This window comes from Streptomyces herbicida (assembly GCF_032656585.1).
Lineage (GTDB): Bacteria > Actinomycetota > Actinomycetes > Streptomycetales > Streptomycetaceae > Streptomyces > Streptomyces herbicida.
Genome location: NZ_JAUYWJ010000016.1, coordinates 1 through 14347 on the forward strand (window position 1 = coordinate 1; position 14347 = coordinate 14347).

Genomic DNA, 14347 nt, shown 5'->3' on the forward strand with positions numbered 1-14347 from the left:
GCCGACGTGCAGCCGGATCGTCCCGTCCCCCGCAGCCACGACCCTCACCCGCGTCAAGTCCTCCACGACCACGTCCGGCCCGTGGAACCGGGCTCGTGTCCCGACCCCCACGACCCGCATTCCGGCGGCCCGGCCGGCCGCGATGCCCGCGCCGGAGTCCTCGAACACGATGCAGTCGGCGGGGTCGACGCCCAGTGCCGCAGCCCCCTTCAGGAAGCCCTCGGGGTCGGGCTTGCTCGCGCCGACCGACTCGGCGGTGACGCGGACGTCCGGGAGGCCGAGCCCCGCCGCGGCCATGCGGGCCGTCGACAGTGCCATGTCGGCGGAGGTCACCAGGGCGTGCGGGAGCCCGCGCAGGGAGGCCAGGAACTCCGGCGCGCCGGGGATCGCGACGACGCCCTCCACGTCCGCGGTCTCCTCCGCGAGCATGCGGGTGTTGTCGGCGAGGTTCTGCTCGACGGGCCGGTCCGGCAGCAGGACCGCCATGGACGCGTGTCCCTGGCGCCCGTGCACGACCTTCATCACCTCGTCCGCGTCCAGCCCGTGCCGCTCGGCCCAGCGCCGCCAGATCCGCTCCACGACGGAGTCCGAGTTGACGAGGGTGCCGTCCATGTCGAGCAGGAGGGCACGGGCGGTGAGGACAGTGGGCGTGGCGGTGGCCGTCATCGGCAGCTCCAGGGCGGAAGGGAAGGCCAAGGCGGCCCCGCCCGCCGGTCAGGGAAAACGGGCGGGAGCCACTTTGTTCCTCCACGGTACAAAACCCGGGCGGGATCCCGCCACCCCCGGCAGGCATTCACCTGACGTTCAGCTCAGCCCGCCACGGCCTCCCACAGGCTCCACGCGCCGAGCGCCAGCATCAGCAGCGCCGCGATCTGCGTGATGAGCCGTAGCGGCACCCGCTTCATCAGGGCCTTTCCACCGACGATGCCGAGTCCGGCCACCGCCCACAGGCCGAGCACCGCACCGAGACCGACGGAGATCGGGTCGTCGTAGCGGGCGGCGAGGTTCGCGGTCATGATCTGCGTGAGGTCACCGAACTCGGCGACCAGGATGAGCATGAAGCCCGTACCGGCGACCTTCCAGAAGGACTGGTCGGCAGGCTTGCGGATCTCCTCGTCGTCCTCGTCCTTCTTCAGCAGCAGCATCGCGGCGCCGCCGAGGAAGAGGACACCGGTCAGCGCGTGCACGATCTGCTGGGGCAGCAGCGTCAGCACGCTGCCGGCCGCGACGGCGAGCGCCACGTGCAGCAGAAAGGCGGCGGCGACGCCCGCGAAGACGTACGAGGACCGGTAGCGGGTGCCGAGGACGAGGCCGGCCAGGGCGGTCTTGTCCGGCAGCTCGGCGAGGAAGATGACGCCGAAGGCGAGCGCCGTCACGGTGATGCTGATCAAAGTCCCTCAATCGGTCGGGGCTGCCCCACCGAGAGTGCTGTACGTCACACGGAGACACCTCGGCATGGCAGCACACGGCACCCGTGCCGTGAGGCACGGGCGTGCACTGCTTGCCGAAGGTCTCGCTGGCCGGCCTCGTGACCGAGGTCCGGCTCCGGGCGCCGGCTCAGGCTGGCTGAGCAGTATGTCGACGGTCCGGCGAGGAGCTACTCCCCTTCTGCGCCACCCATGGTACGCGACCGAAAGTTCGACCGTAAACCTTGTTGTGTCATGAACACGTCACTAACTTCTTACCGGACACACACCAAACGGCAACGCGGAGCCGGGAGCATTCCCTCGCTCGTGCTCCAACGCCCCCACCCCACAAGGGAGTTCGCATGCCGAAGTTCTACGCGCGTCGACGCCTCAGCATACTCGCGGCTCTTACCGGTCTCATAGCCTCCGCCGCACTGTTCAACTCCCCGAGCGCCTCCGCCGCCCTCCCCACCCCGGTCAGCGCCGCCACCGCCCGCAGCTACCTCGCCCAGCTCACCGTGGCCACCGAGAACCGCACCGGCTACAACCGCGACCTGTTCCCGACCTGGATCACGATCAGCGGCACCTGCAACACCCGCGAGTACATCCTCAAGCGGGACGGCACCAACGTCGTCACCAACTCCGCCTGCACCGCCACCAGCGGCAGCTGGTACTCCCCCTACGACGGTGCCACCTGGACCGCCGCCTCCGACCTCGACATCGACCACCTGGTCCCGCTGGCCGAGGCCTGGGACTCCGGCGCCGGCGCCTGGACCACCGCCCAGCGCCAGGCCTTCGCCAACGACGTCACCCGGCCCCAGCTGCTCGCCGTCACGGACAACGTGAACCAGGCCAAGGGCGACCAGGACCCGGCCACCTGGATGCCGTCGCGCACGGCGTACCGCTGCACCTACGTGCGCGCCTGGGTCCAGGTGAAGTACTACTACGACCTCTCGGTCGACTCGGCCGAGAAGACGGCGCTGACGAACTACCTCGCCGGCTGCTGATCGACCCACCGCAGATCGGCCAACTACTGATCGCCGAGGTCTGTCCGCCCTCCCCCGTCGTTCAATACCGTACGGATCACGACGACGGAGGTGAGCCGAAGGGGCGCGGCCGACAGCGCCCCGGAGGCGAACCGAGCAAAGAAGAGGGCGGGCGCCGTGGCCGGACTTCTGCTGGGACCGCTTCTGAGATACGCCGACGGCTCGTCCGCGACCGTCTGGGTCGAGACGAGCCGGCCGTGCGGCGCCGAGGTGCGCTGCGCCGACGGTGCCGGCGGCACGGCCCGCACCTTCCAGGTGGCCGGGCACCAGTACGCCCTGATCCAGGTGACCGGACTCACCCCGGGCACGTCACCGTCGTACGAGGTGCTCCTCGACGGCAATCGGGTGTGGCCGCTGCCCGACTCCCGTTTCCCGCCCTCCGTCATCCGCACGCCCGCCGAGGGCGACCCGGTCCGCGTGGTCTTCGGCTCCTGCCGCTGGGCCGCGCCCCCGGCCGACGACAAGGATCCGGCCGGGCCGGACGCCCTGGACGCGCTGGCGGCCCGCACTGCCGCCGACGGCGAGCTGCCCGACGTACTCCTGCTGCTGGGCGACCAGGTGTACGCCGACGAGGTCTCCCCGGCGACCCGGCGCTGGCTCGCCGCCCGGCGCGACCTGGGCGACCCGCCCGGCGGCGAGGTCGCGGACTACGAGGAGTACACCCGCCTCTACTACGAGTCCTGGCTCGACCCCGAGGTGCGCTGGCTGCTGTCCACCGTGCCCAGTTGCATGATCTTCGACGACCACGACGTCATCGACGACTGGAACACCTCCGGCTCCTGGCTCGCCGACATGCGCGCCACCGCGTGGTGGCAGGAGAGGTTGCTGAGCGGTCTGATGTCGTACTGGGTGTATCAGCACCTGGGCAATCTGTCGCCCGGTGAGCTGGCCGCCGACCCGCTGTACGCGGCGGTCCGCGAGACCCCGGACGGCACGGACGTACTGCGCGCCTTCGCCGCCGAGGCCGACGCCGACCCGGCCTCGGTCCGCTGGAGCTACCGGCGCGACTTCGGCCGGGTACGGCTGCTCATGGTGGACACCCGGGCGGCCCGGGTGCTCGACGAGGAGAGCCGTGCGATGCTCGACCCCGGCGAGGCGGCGTGGCTGCGCGAGCAGGCGCTCGGCGACCCGGGCTCGTACGACCATCTCCTCGTCGGCACCTCCCTGCCCTGGCTGCTGCCGCACCTGGTGCACGACGCCGAGACCTGGAACGCGGCCCTGTGCCGGGGCGACCGCGGCGCACGCTGGGCGCGCTTCGGCGAGGACCTGCGCCGCCGGGCCGACCTGGAGCACTGGGCCGCCTTCCCCGCCTCCTTCACCGCCCTGACCGATCTGTTCGCCGAGGCCGGATCCGGACCCCGCGCACCGGCCACGGTCTGCGTGCTGTCCGGAGACGTGCACCACGCCTATGTCGCCGAGCCCTCGTGGCCGGCCGACGGCCCCGAGGCCCGCGTCCTGCAGCTCACCTGCTCCCCCGTGCACAACGCCGTACCCCTGTCGCTGCGGCTCGGCTTCCGCTTCGGCTGGAGCGCCGCGGCCCGGCTCCTGGGACGCCGGCTCGCCCGGCACGGCGGCTGCCCTGCGCCGCCGGTCGACTGGCGCAGGACGGGCGGCCCTTGGTTCGGCAACCAGCTCATGTCCCTTACCCTGCAGGGACGTTCGGCGCGACTGAGGCTGGAGCGGGCACGGCGGGACGGGTCGCTGAAAACCGTGGAGGAGTCCTCCCTCACCCCCTCATGACGGACAACTGTGACGTCTGAGAAGCGCGTTGGCTTACGTGACGGGCGACGGCATGATGAGGCGGACCGTCCGCTTCCTGCGGGCGGTCTGCCGCCCTGCGCCCCACACGCCCGGGAGTCACCTCTTTGTCTGCACCGACCGAGGAATCCGCCGCGTTGTCCGTCGCCCTGGTCGGCGCCGGCCCACGCGGAACCAGCGTCCTGGAACGCCTCTGTGCCTCGGCACCGGAACTCCTCCCCACAGGTGTCCGGCTGACCGTCCATGTGATCGACCCGGCGCCGCCGGGACCGGGCCGCGTCTGGCGCACCGCACAGTCGCCGGAGCTGCTGATGAACACCGTGGCCTGCCAGGTGACCCTGTTCACGGACGACAGCGTGGACTGCTCGGGCCCGATCCGTCCGGGTCCGAGTCTGTACGAGTGGGCGGACGGTGAGCTGGATCCGGACGACTACCCGACCCGCGCCCAGTACGGCCGTTACCTGGAGTGGGCGTTCGGGAAGGCGGTGCGTGAGGCGCCGGGGGCCGTGCGTGTGGAGGCGCACCGGGCCCGCGCCGTACGGCTCTCCGACGGCACGGGCGGACGGCAGACGCTGGAGCTGGACGACGGCCGAGTGCTGTCGGGGCTGTCCGCCGTGGTGCTGGCGCAGGGCCATCTGCCCGTGGCCTCGGACGCGGCACAGCGGCGCCTCGCCGCCGACGCCGCTCGCCACGGCCTGCGCCACATACCGCCCGCCAACCCGGCCGACGTGGACCACTCCCCGCTGACGCCCGGGGAGCCGGTGCTGCTGCGCGGCCTGGGCCTCAACTTCTTCGACCATCTGGCCCTGCTGACGACCGGCCGGGGCGGCCGCTTCGCCCGCGCCGCCGACGGCTCCCTGCGCTACACGCCCTCCGGCCGTGAGCCGCGGCTGTACGCCGGTTCGCGGCGCGGGGTGCCGTACCAGGCGCGGGGCGACAACGCCAAGGGCACATACGGACGGCATCTCCCGCTCGTCCTCACCCCGGAGGTGATCGCTGGCTTCCGCAAGCGCGCGGACTCCGGGGAGGCGCCGGACTTCCTGACGGAGGTGTGGCCGCTGGTGGCGAAGGAGGTGGAGACCGTCCACTACGAAACCCTGGTGCGGCACGAAGAGTTCAGGGACCGCTTCCTCGCCACGGCGCACGGCAGCCCCGAAGAGGCCCGGGTCCTCGAGGAGTTCGGGATAGGCGACGCCGAGCGCTGGTCGTGGGAACGGATCTCGACGCCGTACGCGGGACGGTCCTTCACCGGCCCGGACGACTGGCGGGGGTGGCTGCTCGCCCACCTCCGCGAGGACGCCGCGCAGGCCGCCCTCGGCAATGTCGCCGGGCCGCTGAAGGCGGCCCTGGACGTGCTGCGCGACCTGCGCAACGAGATACGGCTGATCGTCGACCACGGCGGGCTGGCCGGCGCCTCCCGCCGCGACCACCTGGACCGCTGGTACACCCCGCTCAACGCCTTCCTCTCCATCGGCCCGCCCCGCCGCCGCACAGAGGAGCTGGCCGCGCTGATGTCGGCGGGCGTGGTGGAGGTGCTCGGGCCGCGCCTCGAGGTACGGGCGGAGGACGGGGCCTGGGTGGGCAGCTCCCCCGACGTGCCGGGCTCCGCCGTGCGCGCGAAGACGCTGGTCGAGGCCCGGCTTCCGGAACCGGATCTGCGGCACACGGCCGACGGGCTGCTCGGCCGGCTGCTGGAGTCCGGCGGCTGCCGGCCGCACACCGTGGACGGTTACGAGACCGGAGGGCTGGACGTGACGGAGCGCCCGTACCGCCTGATCGACGGCCAAGGGCGCCCACACGCACGGCGGTTCGCATTCGGGGTGCCCACGGAAGGGGTGCACTGGGTGACCGCGGCGGGGGCCCGGCCCGGGGTGGATTCGGTCACACTCTCGGACGCGGACGCGGTGGCGAGGGCGGTTCTCCGTGCGGCGGGCGCGGAAGCGGAAGCGGAACCATGGCCGGATGTTGAACTTGCAAGCATTAACTAGGGGTTCACCTGACCTGAGCCCCTCATCCGGTACCGACGCCCCCCACCGACCACCGAGGGAGCAACCCCCACATGTCCGGACGCCTCACCGAGGCAGGCACCTGGGCCGGCTGGTACGCGGCTCCGGCGCGTTCGGCCTGGACCGGCTGTTCGCCCGCCGCACCCCCGGGACATGCCGAGAAATTCCGTCGCCCGGCCGGGCCCGGAGTTGACAGACTGTGCGAACACATAAGCCCCCCGTGACCCTTCTGTCACACCCCAGGCGTACGCTGTATGGCTGTTATCGGGGGAGTAACGGGGAGTAGTCGTGTTCGATGACGTGGGGTCGCTGATCGCCGGCCCATGGATCTATGCCGCGGTCGCGCTATCGGTTCTGCTGGACGTCTTCCTGCCGGTGCTGCCCAGCGGGGTGCTGGTGATCACGGCGGCCACGGCGGCCGCGGCGGGTTCCGGGGCGACGGGGCATGTGCCGGACATTCTGGCCCTGACCCTCTCCGCGGCCACCGCCTCGGTGCTGGGCGACCTGGTGGCGTACCGGCTGGCCTGGCGCGGCGGTGAGCGACTGGACCGTGCGATCGCCCGCTCCCGGCGCCTGACCAGCGCGCAGGAACGTCTCGGCGCGGCCCTCTCCAAGGGCGGCGGCCCGCTGGTGATACTCGCGCGATTCGCCCCGGCCGGCCGCTCCATCGTCTCGCTGTGCGCCGGCGCGGCACACCGCCGCGCCCGCGAGTTCGTCCCCTGGTCCGCCCTGGCCGGCCTCTCCTGGGCCGCCTACAGCGTCGCCCTCGGCTACTTCGGCGGCCAGTGGCTGGGCGCCAGCTGGCTGGCCACGGCGGTGTCCTTCGCGGCACTGTTCGGAGCGGGGGCAGCCGCGGCCTACCTGATGCGCCGCCGACCGGAGGCTCCGGAGGCGTCGTGACGGGCAAGCGGCGCAGTCCCACCCCCCAGTGGCGGGCCCGCGTGCCAGACCTTCCGGAGGGGGCTGGGTGCAGCTCGGGGGCATCTGCGGGGCGGTCGCCGTCGGCTCTCGGGGGCCGACGGGCGCCTCGTGGCCCGCAAGACCAGCGGGCGCCCCAATGACCCCGCTCGGCCGACGGGCGCCTCACGGCCCCGCAAGTGCCGGCCGGCGCCCCTCGCCCCACGCCCAGCCGACGGGCACCCTACGGTCCCCCACGGCCCGCCCAGCCGACGGGCACCCCACGGTCCCGCGCGCCCCCGCCCATGAGGCGCCGACACCTTTTCCGCAGCCTGGTCCCGGTGGGGTGGCTCTACGCGCCCGTGCGGGCCGCCTGGCCCCGGATCTCCAGGGTGCCCAGCAGCTCGGCGGTGGCCAATGTGACGGCCTCCACGGCTCTGTCGAACGCCTCCCGGTTGTGCGCGGCCGGTGCCCGGAAGCCGGACACCTTTCGCACGTACTGCAGGGCGGCGGCGCGGATTTCCTCCTCCGTGGCCTCCTCGGCCAGCGCAGGCGGGCGAAGTGTCTTGATGCTGCGGCACATGCCCCCAGTCTCACGCACTCCCGCGCGCCCTGGAAAGATCTCCCTCGAAGGCGGCCACCGTTCCCGGGGCCGACCGACGAGAGGAACAACCACATCATGGCGAACGACCGACTCACCGTGGCCGTCCTGGGCCCGGGCGGCATCGGCGGCCTCCTCGCGGGCCTGCTGGCGCGCGACGGCCACCGGGTGATCTGCCTGGCGGGAGAAGAGACCGCCGACGCCGTGCGGACGGGTGGAATCCGCGTCCGCAGCGCCCAGTTCGGTGACTTCACCGCGCCCGTGGAGGCGGACACGGAACTCCGCGAAACCATCGACGCCTGCCTGGTCACGGTCAAGCACACGGCACTCGACGCGGCCCTCACCCGAGTCCCGCCCGGCGTCCTCGGCGACGCCCTCCTCGTGCCGTTCCTGAACGGCGTGGAGCACCCCGCGCTGCTGCGCGCCCGCCACCGCCCCGACCGCGTGGCCCCTGCCGTGATCCGGGTCGAGTCCACCCGCATCGCGCCCGGGCTGATCGAGCACGGCAGCCCCTTCACCGAGATCGATCTGGCCGGCGACCCGGTACCCCGCCCCCTCCTGGACACGCTCGCGACAGCCCTCGGCGCCGCCGGTCCGGCCACCCGGGTCTGCGAGGACGAGGCGTCGGCCCTGTGGGCGAAGATGTCGTTCCTCGCCCCGTTCGCCCTGCTGACCACCCGCTACGGACTGCCTCTCGGTGACGTACGCACGCGCCACCGCGAGGAGTTGACGGCCCTCGTCACGGAGACCGCGGCCGTCGCGGCCGCCTGCGGCGCCCCCGCGGACCCGGCCGGGGCGCTCGCCCGCTACGACGCCTTCCCCCCCGGCACGAAGTCGTCGATGCAGCGCGACGCGGAGGCGGGACGTCCCCTCGAACTCGACGCCATCGGCGGCGCGTTGCTGCGCGCGGCCGAGCGCCACGGAGTAACGGTTCCGGTGGCGGCACGTCTGGTCCGGGAGTTGCGGGCCTCCGGCCACTGAGGCAGACAGGTGGGCAGGCCGGTCATCCGGCCGACAGCCACCACGCCGAAACCAAGTGCACCACCCCGAGCGCACCCGCCGTGACCAGCATCCCCAGGTTGCGGCGGGCCGCGCCGATCGCCGCGTCGCCCAGTTGCGCGGCACCGGAGACGATCAGCACCGGTACGAGGGCTTCCCAGGAGCCGAGGGCGACGAGCGTCAGGACCGCCGCGCTGAGCGGGATCGCGCGGACGGCATAGGCGCGGGCGAAGAAGACGACTCCCGAGTTGAGGGGCTCGCCCGTGGCGAGGGGCAGGGACGGCCGGGCGAGTCCGACGCCCGCGGAGATTCCCGAGACGAGCGCCACGAGTGCGTTGAGGAGGCCTGTCAGCAGGTGCGCGGTGTGCGTGGTCAATTTAATCACCCCGTGAATCATTCTGATTGAGAATGGTTCTTGGAAGGTACCATCTCTGACATGAACGAAGTCAAGGGGCCCGACGGACTGCCGCGCACGCTCACGTTCCGGCTCGGCACACTGGGGGCGGTGATCGGCGACCGGTTCGCCGAGCGGATCGAGCGCTACGACCTCAAGCCCAAGCACGTGGGGCTCCTCACGGCCCTCACACAGGGCCCGTTCGCCTCCCAGCAGGACCTGGCGGGCCGCCTCGGCGTGGCCCCCAGCCTGGTGGTCTCGCTGGCCGACCACCTGGAACGGCTCGGCGCGGTGGAGCGCGTGCGCGACCCCGGCGACCGCCGCCGCCAGGTCCTCACACTCACCGACCGGGGCCGCGAACTGCTGGCCGACTGCGCCACCGAGGCCCGCGCCCTGGATGCCGAGATCACCACCCACCTCAGCGCCGACCAGCGTCAGCTCCTCCACGAGACGCTGGGTTCGCTGGCGGCGCGGGCGGGCCTGCCCACGGACTGAGCACTCGTTCGCATGAACCTCCGGAACGAACTCGCCTCCCAAAATCGAACAGGCGTAGCATTGCCGCGTGGCTGCGATCCATGACTTTCCAAGTGACCTCCTCGCCGGTCAGGAGGAGCTGCATCAGGTCCGGGCCGAGCTGTCGGCCCTCCTGAAGCGCCTCCCCTGGTCGGTCGAGCCGCTGGACGGATTCAGCGACGACAGCGGCTGGCGGAAGGTGGAGCGCCCCGCCTCCCCCGGCTGGACGGCCGACGAACAGGCCGAGGTGGAGAAGCTCAGGCAGCGGGAGCACGAGCTCGCGGTGTTCGTGAGCGGTCACCGCTTCTGGGCGGAGGTTGCGGAGGCGGACCGGGTGGATGCCCGGATGACGCTGAAGCACGCGCACGAGGGCCGCGAGGACGCGGACGACTGACGCGACGGCGAGAAGAACGGCGGCGAGAAGAACCAGGAGGAGCCGGGAACCAGAAGACCCCGGCCGTCAGCGGCCGGGGTCTTCTTCCTGTGTGGGCGCGGACGGTTTCGAACCGCCGACATCCTGCTTGTAAGGCAGGCGCTCTACCCCTGAGCTACGCACCCAGGACGAGTCGACAGCCTACATTGCCCCGGGCACTGTCTCGCAAACCCGTTTCGGGACTGCCGGCGCGGGAGACGTCCGGGGGTTATCCCCACCTCGAATACGGGAGCCGCCCGGATCGGCTCCCGGGCCGCCGATTCCTACCGTCGATGACATGACCTCCACTGCCCGAGCCGCCCGAACCGCCCCCGTCCGCCGTACGGCCACCGCCCTCGGCGCCACCGTGCTCCTCACCGCCGCGCTCTGCGCCTGCGCAGGCTCCGCGGCGGACGACAAGCACCCCGACCACCGTTCCTTCGCCCTGCACGGGCACACCCTCACCGTCGACTCCGACGACTCGGCGCTGGAGATCGTCGCCGCCGACTCGAACAAGGCGGGGACGGTCGAGGTCACCCGCTGGTTCAAGGGCAAGGTGGTCGTGGGCGGGGACCCGAAGGTGACCTGGTCGATGAAGGACGACCGGCTGGTGCTGCGGATGAGGTGCTCCGGGTTCGTCGCCGACTGCTCCGCCAGGCACCGCATCGAGGTGCCGCGCGGTATCGCGGTCAAGGTGGAGGACGGCGACGGCAGCGTGCGGGCGCGCGGGTTCGCCGACGCGCTCGGGATCCGTACGCACGACGGGTCCGTGCACGTCACCGATTCCACCGGGCCGCTGGAGCTCAGCTCCGACGACGGCTCCGTGCACGCCGAGGTCTCCTCGCCCCGGGTGCGGGCGACCACCCATGACGGCTCCGTCCGTCTCGAACTCGGCGCCGTACCCGACCTGGTGGAGGCCGGCAGTGCCGACGGCTCGGTCACGATCGCGCTGCCCCGGGCCACGTACCGGGTGACGACGAAGACCGGCGACGGCGGAGTGGACGTCTCCGTGCCCCGCAGCGACTCCAGCCCCCACGTCGTGTCCGCCCGCACCGACGACGGGAAAGTCACGGTGCGAACCGCGAACTGACCGGCTCGTGTGTTCGTCTTCAACGGGTGGGAGAATGACACCACCCAGGGCGAACCACAGCACGGGAGAGGGATGTGACGGCGACACCGGCGACACCCGAGCAGCCGACTTCGCCGTCCGCACGGCCCCGGCGCGGCCCCACGGCCCTGCGTGACGCCCTCACCCTGATGGGCCTGCCCGTGCTCGCCGTCCTCGCGCTGCCCGGCGCGTTCGCCGGCGGCGGCACCCGGCGCTGGTTCGGCGGCCGGTCCGAGAGCCAGCGGGCCGAGGCACAGGCCGCCAAGGACGCCGCGGCGGCCGCCTTCTACGAGCTCGACACCGCCCAGCGCGATCTGCGGATCTCGATCGAGACCATCTCGGCCGTCGACGACTCCCCCGCGGCCCGGCGCGCCGTCTCCGACTTCGAGGCGCTCGGCCGCCGTATCGACGAGGTCAGCAACCGCTACATCCAGGCGATCGACGCGCACGACCTCGACCGGGACGACCTGGAGGCCTCCGCGGCCGCCCGGGCCCGCTCCGAGCTGACCGCGGCCAAGGACGAGCTGGTCCGGGTCAAGCAGGAGCTGGACCGCTTCGGCAGCGGGCTCGGGTCGCTGCTCGGCAAGGCCGAGACCCAGCTGGCCCGGCTCGCGCCCGCCGTGGAGCGGGCCCGCCAGGCGCTGCTGGCCGCGTCCAACGCCCTGGACGCCGTACGGGGCTCGGGGCTGACGGCTCAGGACCTCGCGGCCCGGCTGGCGGCCCTCTCCCCCGAGCTGACCAAGCTGAACCAGGGCGCGGGGCAGCACGGAGTGCAGCAGACGCTGGAGCGGGCCGAACGGGTCCAGCGGGAGGCCGAGGCCGTCCGGGTGGAGGCCGGGCGGCTGCCGGAGAAGGCGGCCGAGATCGACCACCGGCTCGTGTCGCTGCGCACCCGGGCCCAGGCCCTGACCAACCGGGCCGGCCAGGTCGCCCCGGTGCTGAGCGAGCTGCGGCGCCGGTTCGCGGCGGCCTGCTGGCAGGACCTCCAGAACGTGCCGCAGCAGGCCGCGGAGAACGTGCGGCAGGCCGAGCTGAAGCTGAAGGAGGCGCAGGCCGCCCGGGACTCCCAGCGCTGGCCGGACGCCACCTCGCTGCTGTCGACGGTGCGGGCGCTGCTGAACACCACCGACGAGGCCGTGTCGGCCGCCGGTGACCGGCTGAACCGGCTGAACGCCGTGCAGAAGGACCCACAGCAGGAGATCGACCGGACCCGGTTCGCGATCCGGGACGCACAGCGGCTGGCCATGACGGGCCGTACGACCCCCGACCCGCGCCACGCCCGGCCGCTCGACGACGCCGTGGGCCGTCTGGAGCGGGCCATCGCCGGTCTGGAGGGCCGCCATCCCGACTACTGGCACTTCCTGACCGAGGCGGAGGCCGTGCGGCAGACGGTGGCACGGGTGGTGGCCCAGATCCGTGAGGATCGCGGGGGTCCCGCGCACTGAGCCGTTGCCGCCGGGGCATGGCGGGCGGATATTGGGAGAGACGTACGGCCTGCGCCGGTACTCACCCGCACAAGGAGGCGGACATGGCCTCACACGCATCGCGCTCGGACGCTCGGCGGATCAAGTTCGACGAGCACCTTCCCATGGACCACCGGCTGAACAAGGTCTACCGGGTGGGCGCCGGTCTGATGGGCCTGTTCCTGCTCGCGTTCGGCATCCTCGGCCTGACCAACAACATCGGTTTCTTCGACACCGGTGGGAACACGGCCATGGGGCTGAACACCAATGGCGCGCTGAGCGTCCTGTCCGTCTGTGTCGGGCTGCTGCTCTTCGTGGGCATGGTGATCGGCGGGAACTTCGCGTCCACGCTGAACATGACCCTCGGCATCCTGTTCCTGCTCAGCGGGTTCCTGAACCTCGCCCTGCTGGACACGCCCCACAACTTCCTGGCGTTCAAGATGCAGAACGTGCTGTTCAGCTTTGTGGTCGGGATCCTGCTGATGGTGTTCGGGATGTACGGCAGGGTCAGTTCCACCCTGCCGGACGACAACCCGTACTGGCGGGCCCGCCACCCCGACGCGGTGCGGCCGGAGCGGCGGGACCGGCCGGATCAGGTGCGGTAGGCGTAGAACGCGGCGTTCGGGTACGACGCGACGAGGCTCGCCACCGACCGGTTGTAGGTGTTGGTGGAGTGGTACGACACGTACGGCACGCCCATCGGGCTGCGGTAGGTGACGATCATGGAGTGGTCCTTGGACCCGTCCTTGTTGAAGTCCATCTGCAGCACGTCGCCCAGGTCCAGCTGGTAGACGTTGGCGAGGCTGGTGACCCGCTTGGAGGACAGGGCGAACCAGGAGAACTCGTTGACGCCGACGAACGAGTCCGACTGGATCTCGGAGTTGCCGAACCACTTGTGGAAGTCGTACGTGTAGCCGGGGACGTGCTTCCAGCCGCCCGCCTTCAGGGACTGGCTGACGAAGTTGGTGCAGTCGCCGCCGGCACCCTGACCGTTGTAGTCCGGGTAGTCGGGGTTGTACTTGTTCCAGTACTTGGTCGCGTACGCCACCATGGCCTTGTAGTCGTAGCCGCTGGCGGTGAAGTTCTTCGGGTTGGAGGGCCCCGGCCACGAGGTGCCCGCGCGGGGCGCCGAGGGCGGGGCGTCGTCGGCCGGGCTGGCCTTCACGGCGACGGTCGGCTGCTTGGCCACCTGGTTCACGGCGATGTAGCCGTTGTCGGTGTCCTTGATGTCGGTCAGCTGCCAGGTGCCGTGCCGGTCGGCCCGGAAGGTCAGCTCGTGGTGGGCCTGGAAGCCGGTGGTCTTCGGCTCTTTGCCCTTGACCTTCGCGTAGGTCAGCGTCGTGGTCTCGGTGACGTCGGCCTTGGCCGTGCGGCCGGTCACCCGGGTCGCGTCCAGCGTGACACGGGTACTGCCGGCGCGGTACTTCTCGCCCAGCTTCGCGAGACGCGACTTACGGCCGTGCAGTTCGGTCAGCGCCGAGGTCTCCTGGCGCGACTGCGTGGCGGACAGCTTGACGTCGCCCGAGAAACCGGACGTGGCCCGCTTCTTCTGGCCCCCGTCCACCAGGGCGTCCGTGCGGTCGGTGAAGACCGCGTCGGCCAGCCGCTGGAAGGTCGCCTTGGTCGCGGCGTCCACGGTCGGGTCGTCGACTACGGCCGCGCCCGCGCTCCAGTTGGGCACCAGGGCCACTCCGGCGACGACCGAGGCGGCGGCCACCGAGACTATTCCGGCACGACGGCCCTT

15 protein-coding genes and 1 tRNA gene are annotated in these 14347 nt (G+C 71.9%); 10 read left to right on the forward strand and 6 right to left on the reverse strand.

Features of this window, described 5'->3' with window-relative positions; genetic code table 11:
* On the reverse strand, nt 1-666 hold a 666-nt coding region (locus tag Q8A52_RS30495; RefSeq protein ID WP_316757242.1), incomplete at its 3' end, for an HAD-IA family hydrolase.
* Between the two features lie 143 nt (nt 667-809).
* Entirely contained in the window at nt 810-1391 is a 582-nt protein-coding gene (locus tag Q8A52_RS30500) for a TMEM165/GDT1 family protein (protein ID WP_316757244.1), read from the reverse strand.
* Nucleotides 1392-1768: 377 nt separating this feature from the next.
* On the opposite strand from Q8A52_RS30500, the gene Q8A52_RS30505 reads away from it, so the two are divergent.
* From Q8A52_RS30505 to Q8A52_RS30520, 4 genes are all read left to right on the forward strand, one after another.
* The gene (locus tag Q8A52_RS30505) at nt 1769-2413 is read left to right on the forward strand and encodes an HNH endonuclease family protein (protein ID WP_316757246.1); all 645 of its coding nucleotides are present in this window, start codon (nt 1769-1771) and stop codon (nt 2411-2413) included.
* Between the two features lie 156 nt (nt 2414-2569).
* Complete coding sequence (locus Q8A52_RS30510; protein ID WP_316757248.1) at nt 2570-4192, forward strand: alkaline phosphatase D family protein; 1623 nt, start codon at nt 2570-2572, stop codon at nt 4190-4192.
* A gap of 125 nt (nt 4193-4317) precedes the next feature.
* Nucleotides 4318-6198 carry an FAD/NAD(P)-binding protein gene (locus Q8A52_RS30515; protein WP_316757249.1) on the forward strand — a complete coding sequence of 627 codons (1881 nt, stop codon included), beginning with the start codon at nt 4318-4320 and terminating at the stop codon, nt 6196-6198.
* A 306-nt stretch (nt 6199-6504) separates the two neighbouring features.
* Nucleotides 6505-7116: a DedA family protein gene (locus tag Q8A52_RS30520; protein ID WP_316757251.1), complete on the forward strand. Its 612-nt coding sequence runs from the start codon at nt 6505-6507 to the stop codon at nt 7114-7116.
* A gap of 349 nt (nt 7117-7465) precedes the next feature.
* On the opposite strand, the gene Q8A52_RS30525 is transcribed toward Q8A52_RS30520, so the two are convergent.
* Nucleotides 7466-7696, reverse strand: a complete 231-nt coding sequence (locus tag Q8A52_RS30525; RefSeq protein ID WP_316757253.1) for a DUF2277 family protein — start codon at nt 7694-7696, stop codon at nt 7466-7468.
* 96 nt (nt 7697-7792) lie between these two features.
* On the opposite strand from Q8A52_RS30525, the gene Q8A52_RS30530 reads away from it, so the two are divergent.
* The gene (locus tag Q8A52_RS30530) at nt 7793-8695 is read left to right on the forward strand and encodes a ketopantoate reductase family protein (RefSeq protein ID WP_316757255.1); all 903 of its coding nucleotides are present in this window, start codon (nt 7793-7795) and stop codon (nt 8693-8695) included.
* A 22-nt stretch (nt 8696-8717) separates the two neighbouring features.
* Here the strand turns inward: Q8A52_RS30530 and Q8A52_RS30535 are convergent, their stop codons facing one another.
* Nucleotides 8718-9089, reverse strand: coding sequence for a hypothetical protein (locus Q8A52_RS30535; RefSeq protein ID WP_316757257.1), 372 nt, complete (start codon nt 9087-9089; stop codon nt 8718-8720).
* Between the two features lie 60 nt (nt 9090-9149).
* On the opposite strand from Q8A52_RS30535, the gene Q8A52_RS30540 reads away from it, so the two are divergent.
* Together Q8A52_RS30540 and Q8A52_RS30545 are read left to right on the forward strand one after the other, a co-directional pair.
* A complete protein-coding gene (locus tag Q8A52_RS30540) occupies nt 9150-9602 on the forward strand; it encodes a MarR family winged helix-turn-helix transcriptional regulator (protein WP_316757259.1) in 453 nt (150 codons plus the stop codon).
* A 67-nt stretch (nt 9603-9669) separates the two neighbouring features.
* The gene (locus Q8A52_RS30545; protein ID WP_316757261.1) at nt 9670-10014 is read left to right on the forward strand and encodes a hypothetical protein; all 345 of its coding nucleotides are present in this window, start codon (nt 9670-9672) and stop codon (nt 10012-10014) included.
* Nucleotides 10015-10106: 92 nt separating this feature from the next.
* On the opposite strand, the gene Q8A52_RS30550 is transcribed toward Q8A52_RS30545, so the two are convergent.
* Nucleotides 10107-10178 (reverse strand) — tRNA-Val (locus Q8A52_RS30550).
* Nucleotides 10179-10330: 152 nt separating this feature from the next.
* Between Q8A52_RS30550 and Q8A52_RS30555 the strand changes: the two genes are divergently transcribed.
* The 3 genes from Q8A52_RS30555 to Q8A52_RS30565 all read left to right on the forward strand — a co-directional run bounded on the left by Q8A52_RS30555 (nt 10331) and on the right by Q8A52_RS30565 (nt 13208).
* Nucleotides 10331-11122, forward strand: a complete 792-nt coding sequence (locus Q8A52_RS30555; protein WP_316757263.1) for a DUF4097 family beta strand repeat-containing protein — start codon at nt 10331-10333, stop codon at nt 11120-11122.
* 74 nt (nt 11123-11196) lie between these two features.
* Nucleotides 11197-12585 (forward strand): coiled-coil domain-containing protein, encoded by a 1389-nt coding sequence (locus Q8A52_RS30560; protein WP_316757264.1) that lies wholly within the window; start codon nt 11197-11199, stop codon nt 12583-12585.
* Nucleotides 12586-12668: 83 nt separating this feature from the next.
* Complete coding sequence (locus Q8A52_RS30565) at nt 12669-13208, forward strand: DUF4383 domain-containing protein (protein ID WP_316757266.1); 540 nt, start codon at nt 12669-12671, stop codon at nt 13206-13208.
* Here the strand turns inward: Q8A52_RS30565 and Q8A52_RS30570 are convergent.
* Entirely contained in the window at nt 13196-14320 is a 1125-nt protein-coding gene (locus Q8A52_RS30570; protein WP_316757268.1) for an amidase domain-containing protein, read from the reverse strand. The two genes, Q8A52_RS30565 and Q8A52_RS30570, sit on opposite strands and share 13 nt — an antisense overlap.
* Nucleotides 14321-14347: the final 27 nt, after the last annotated feature.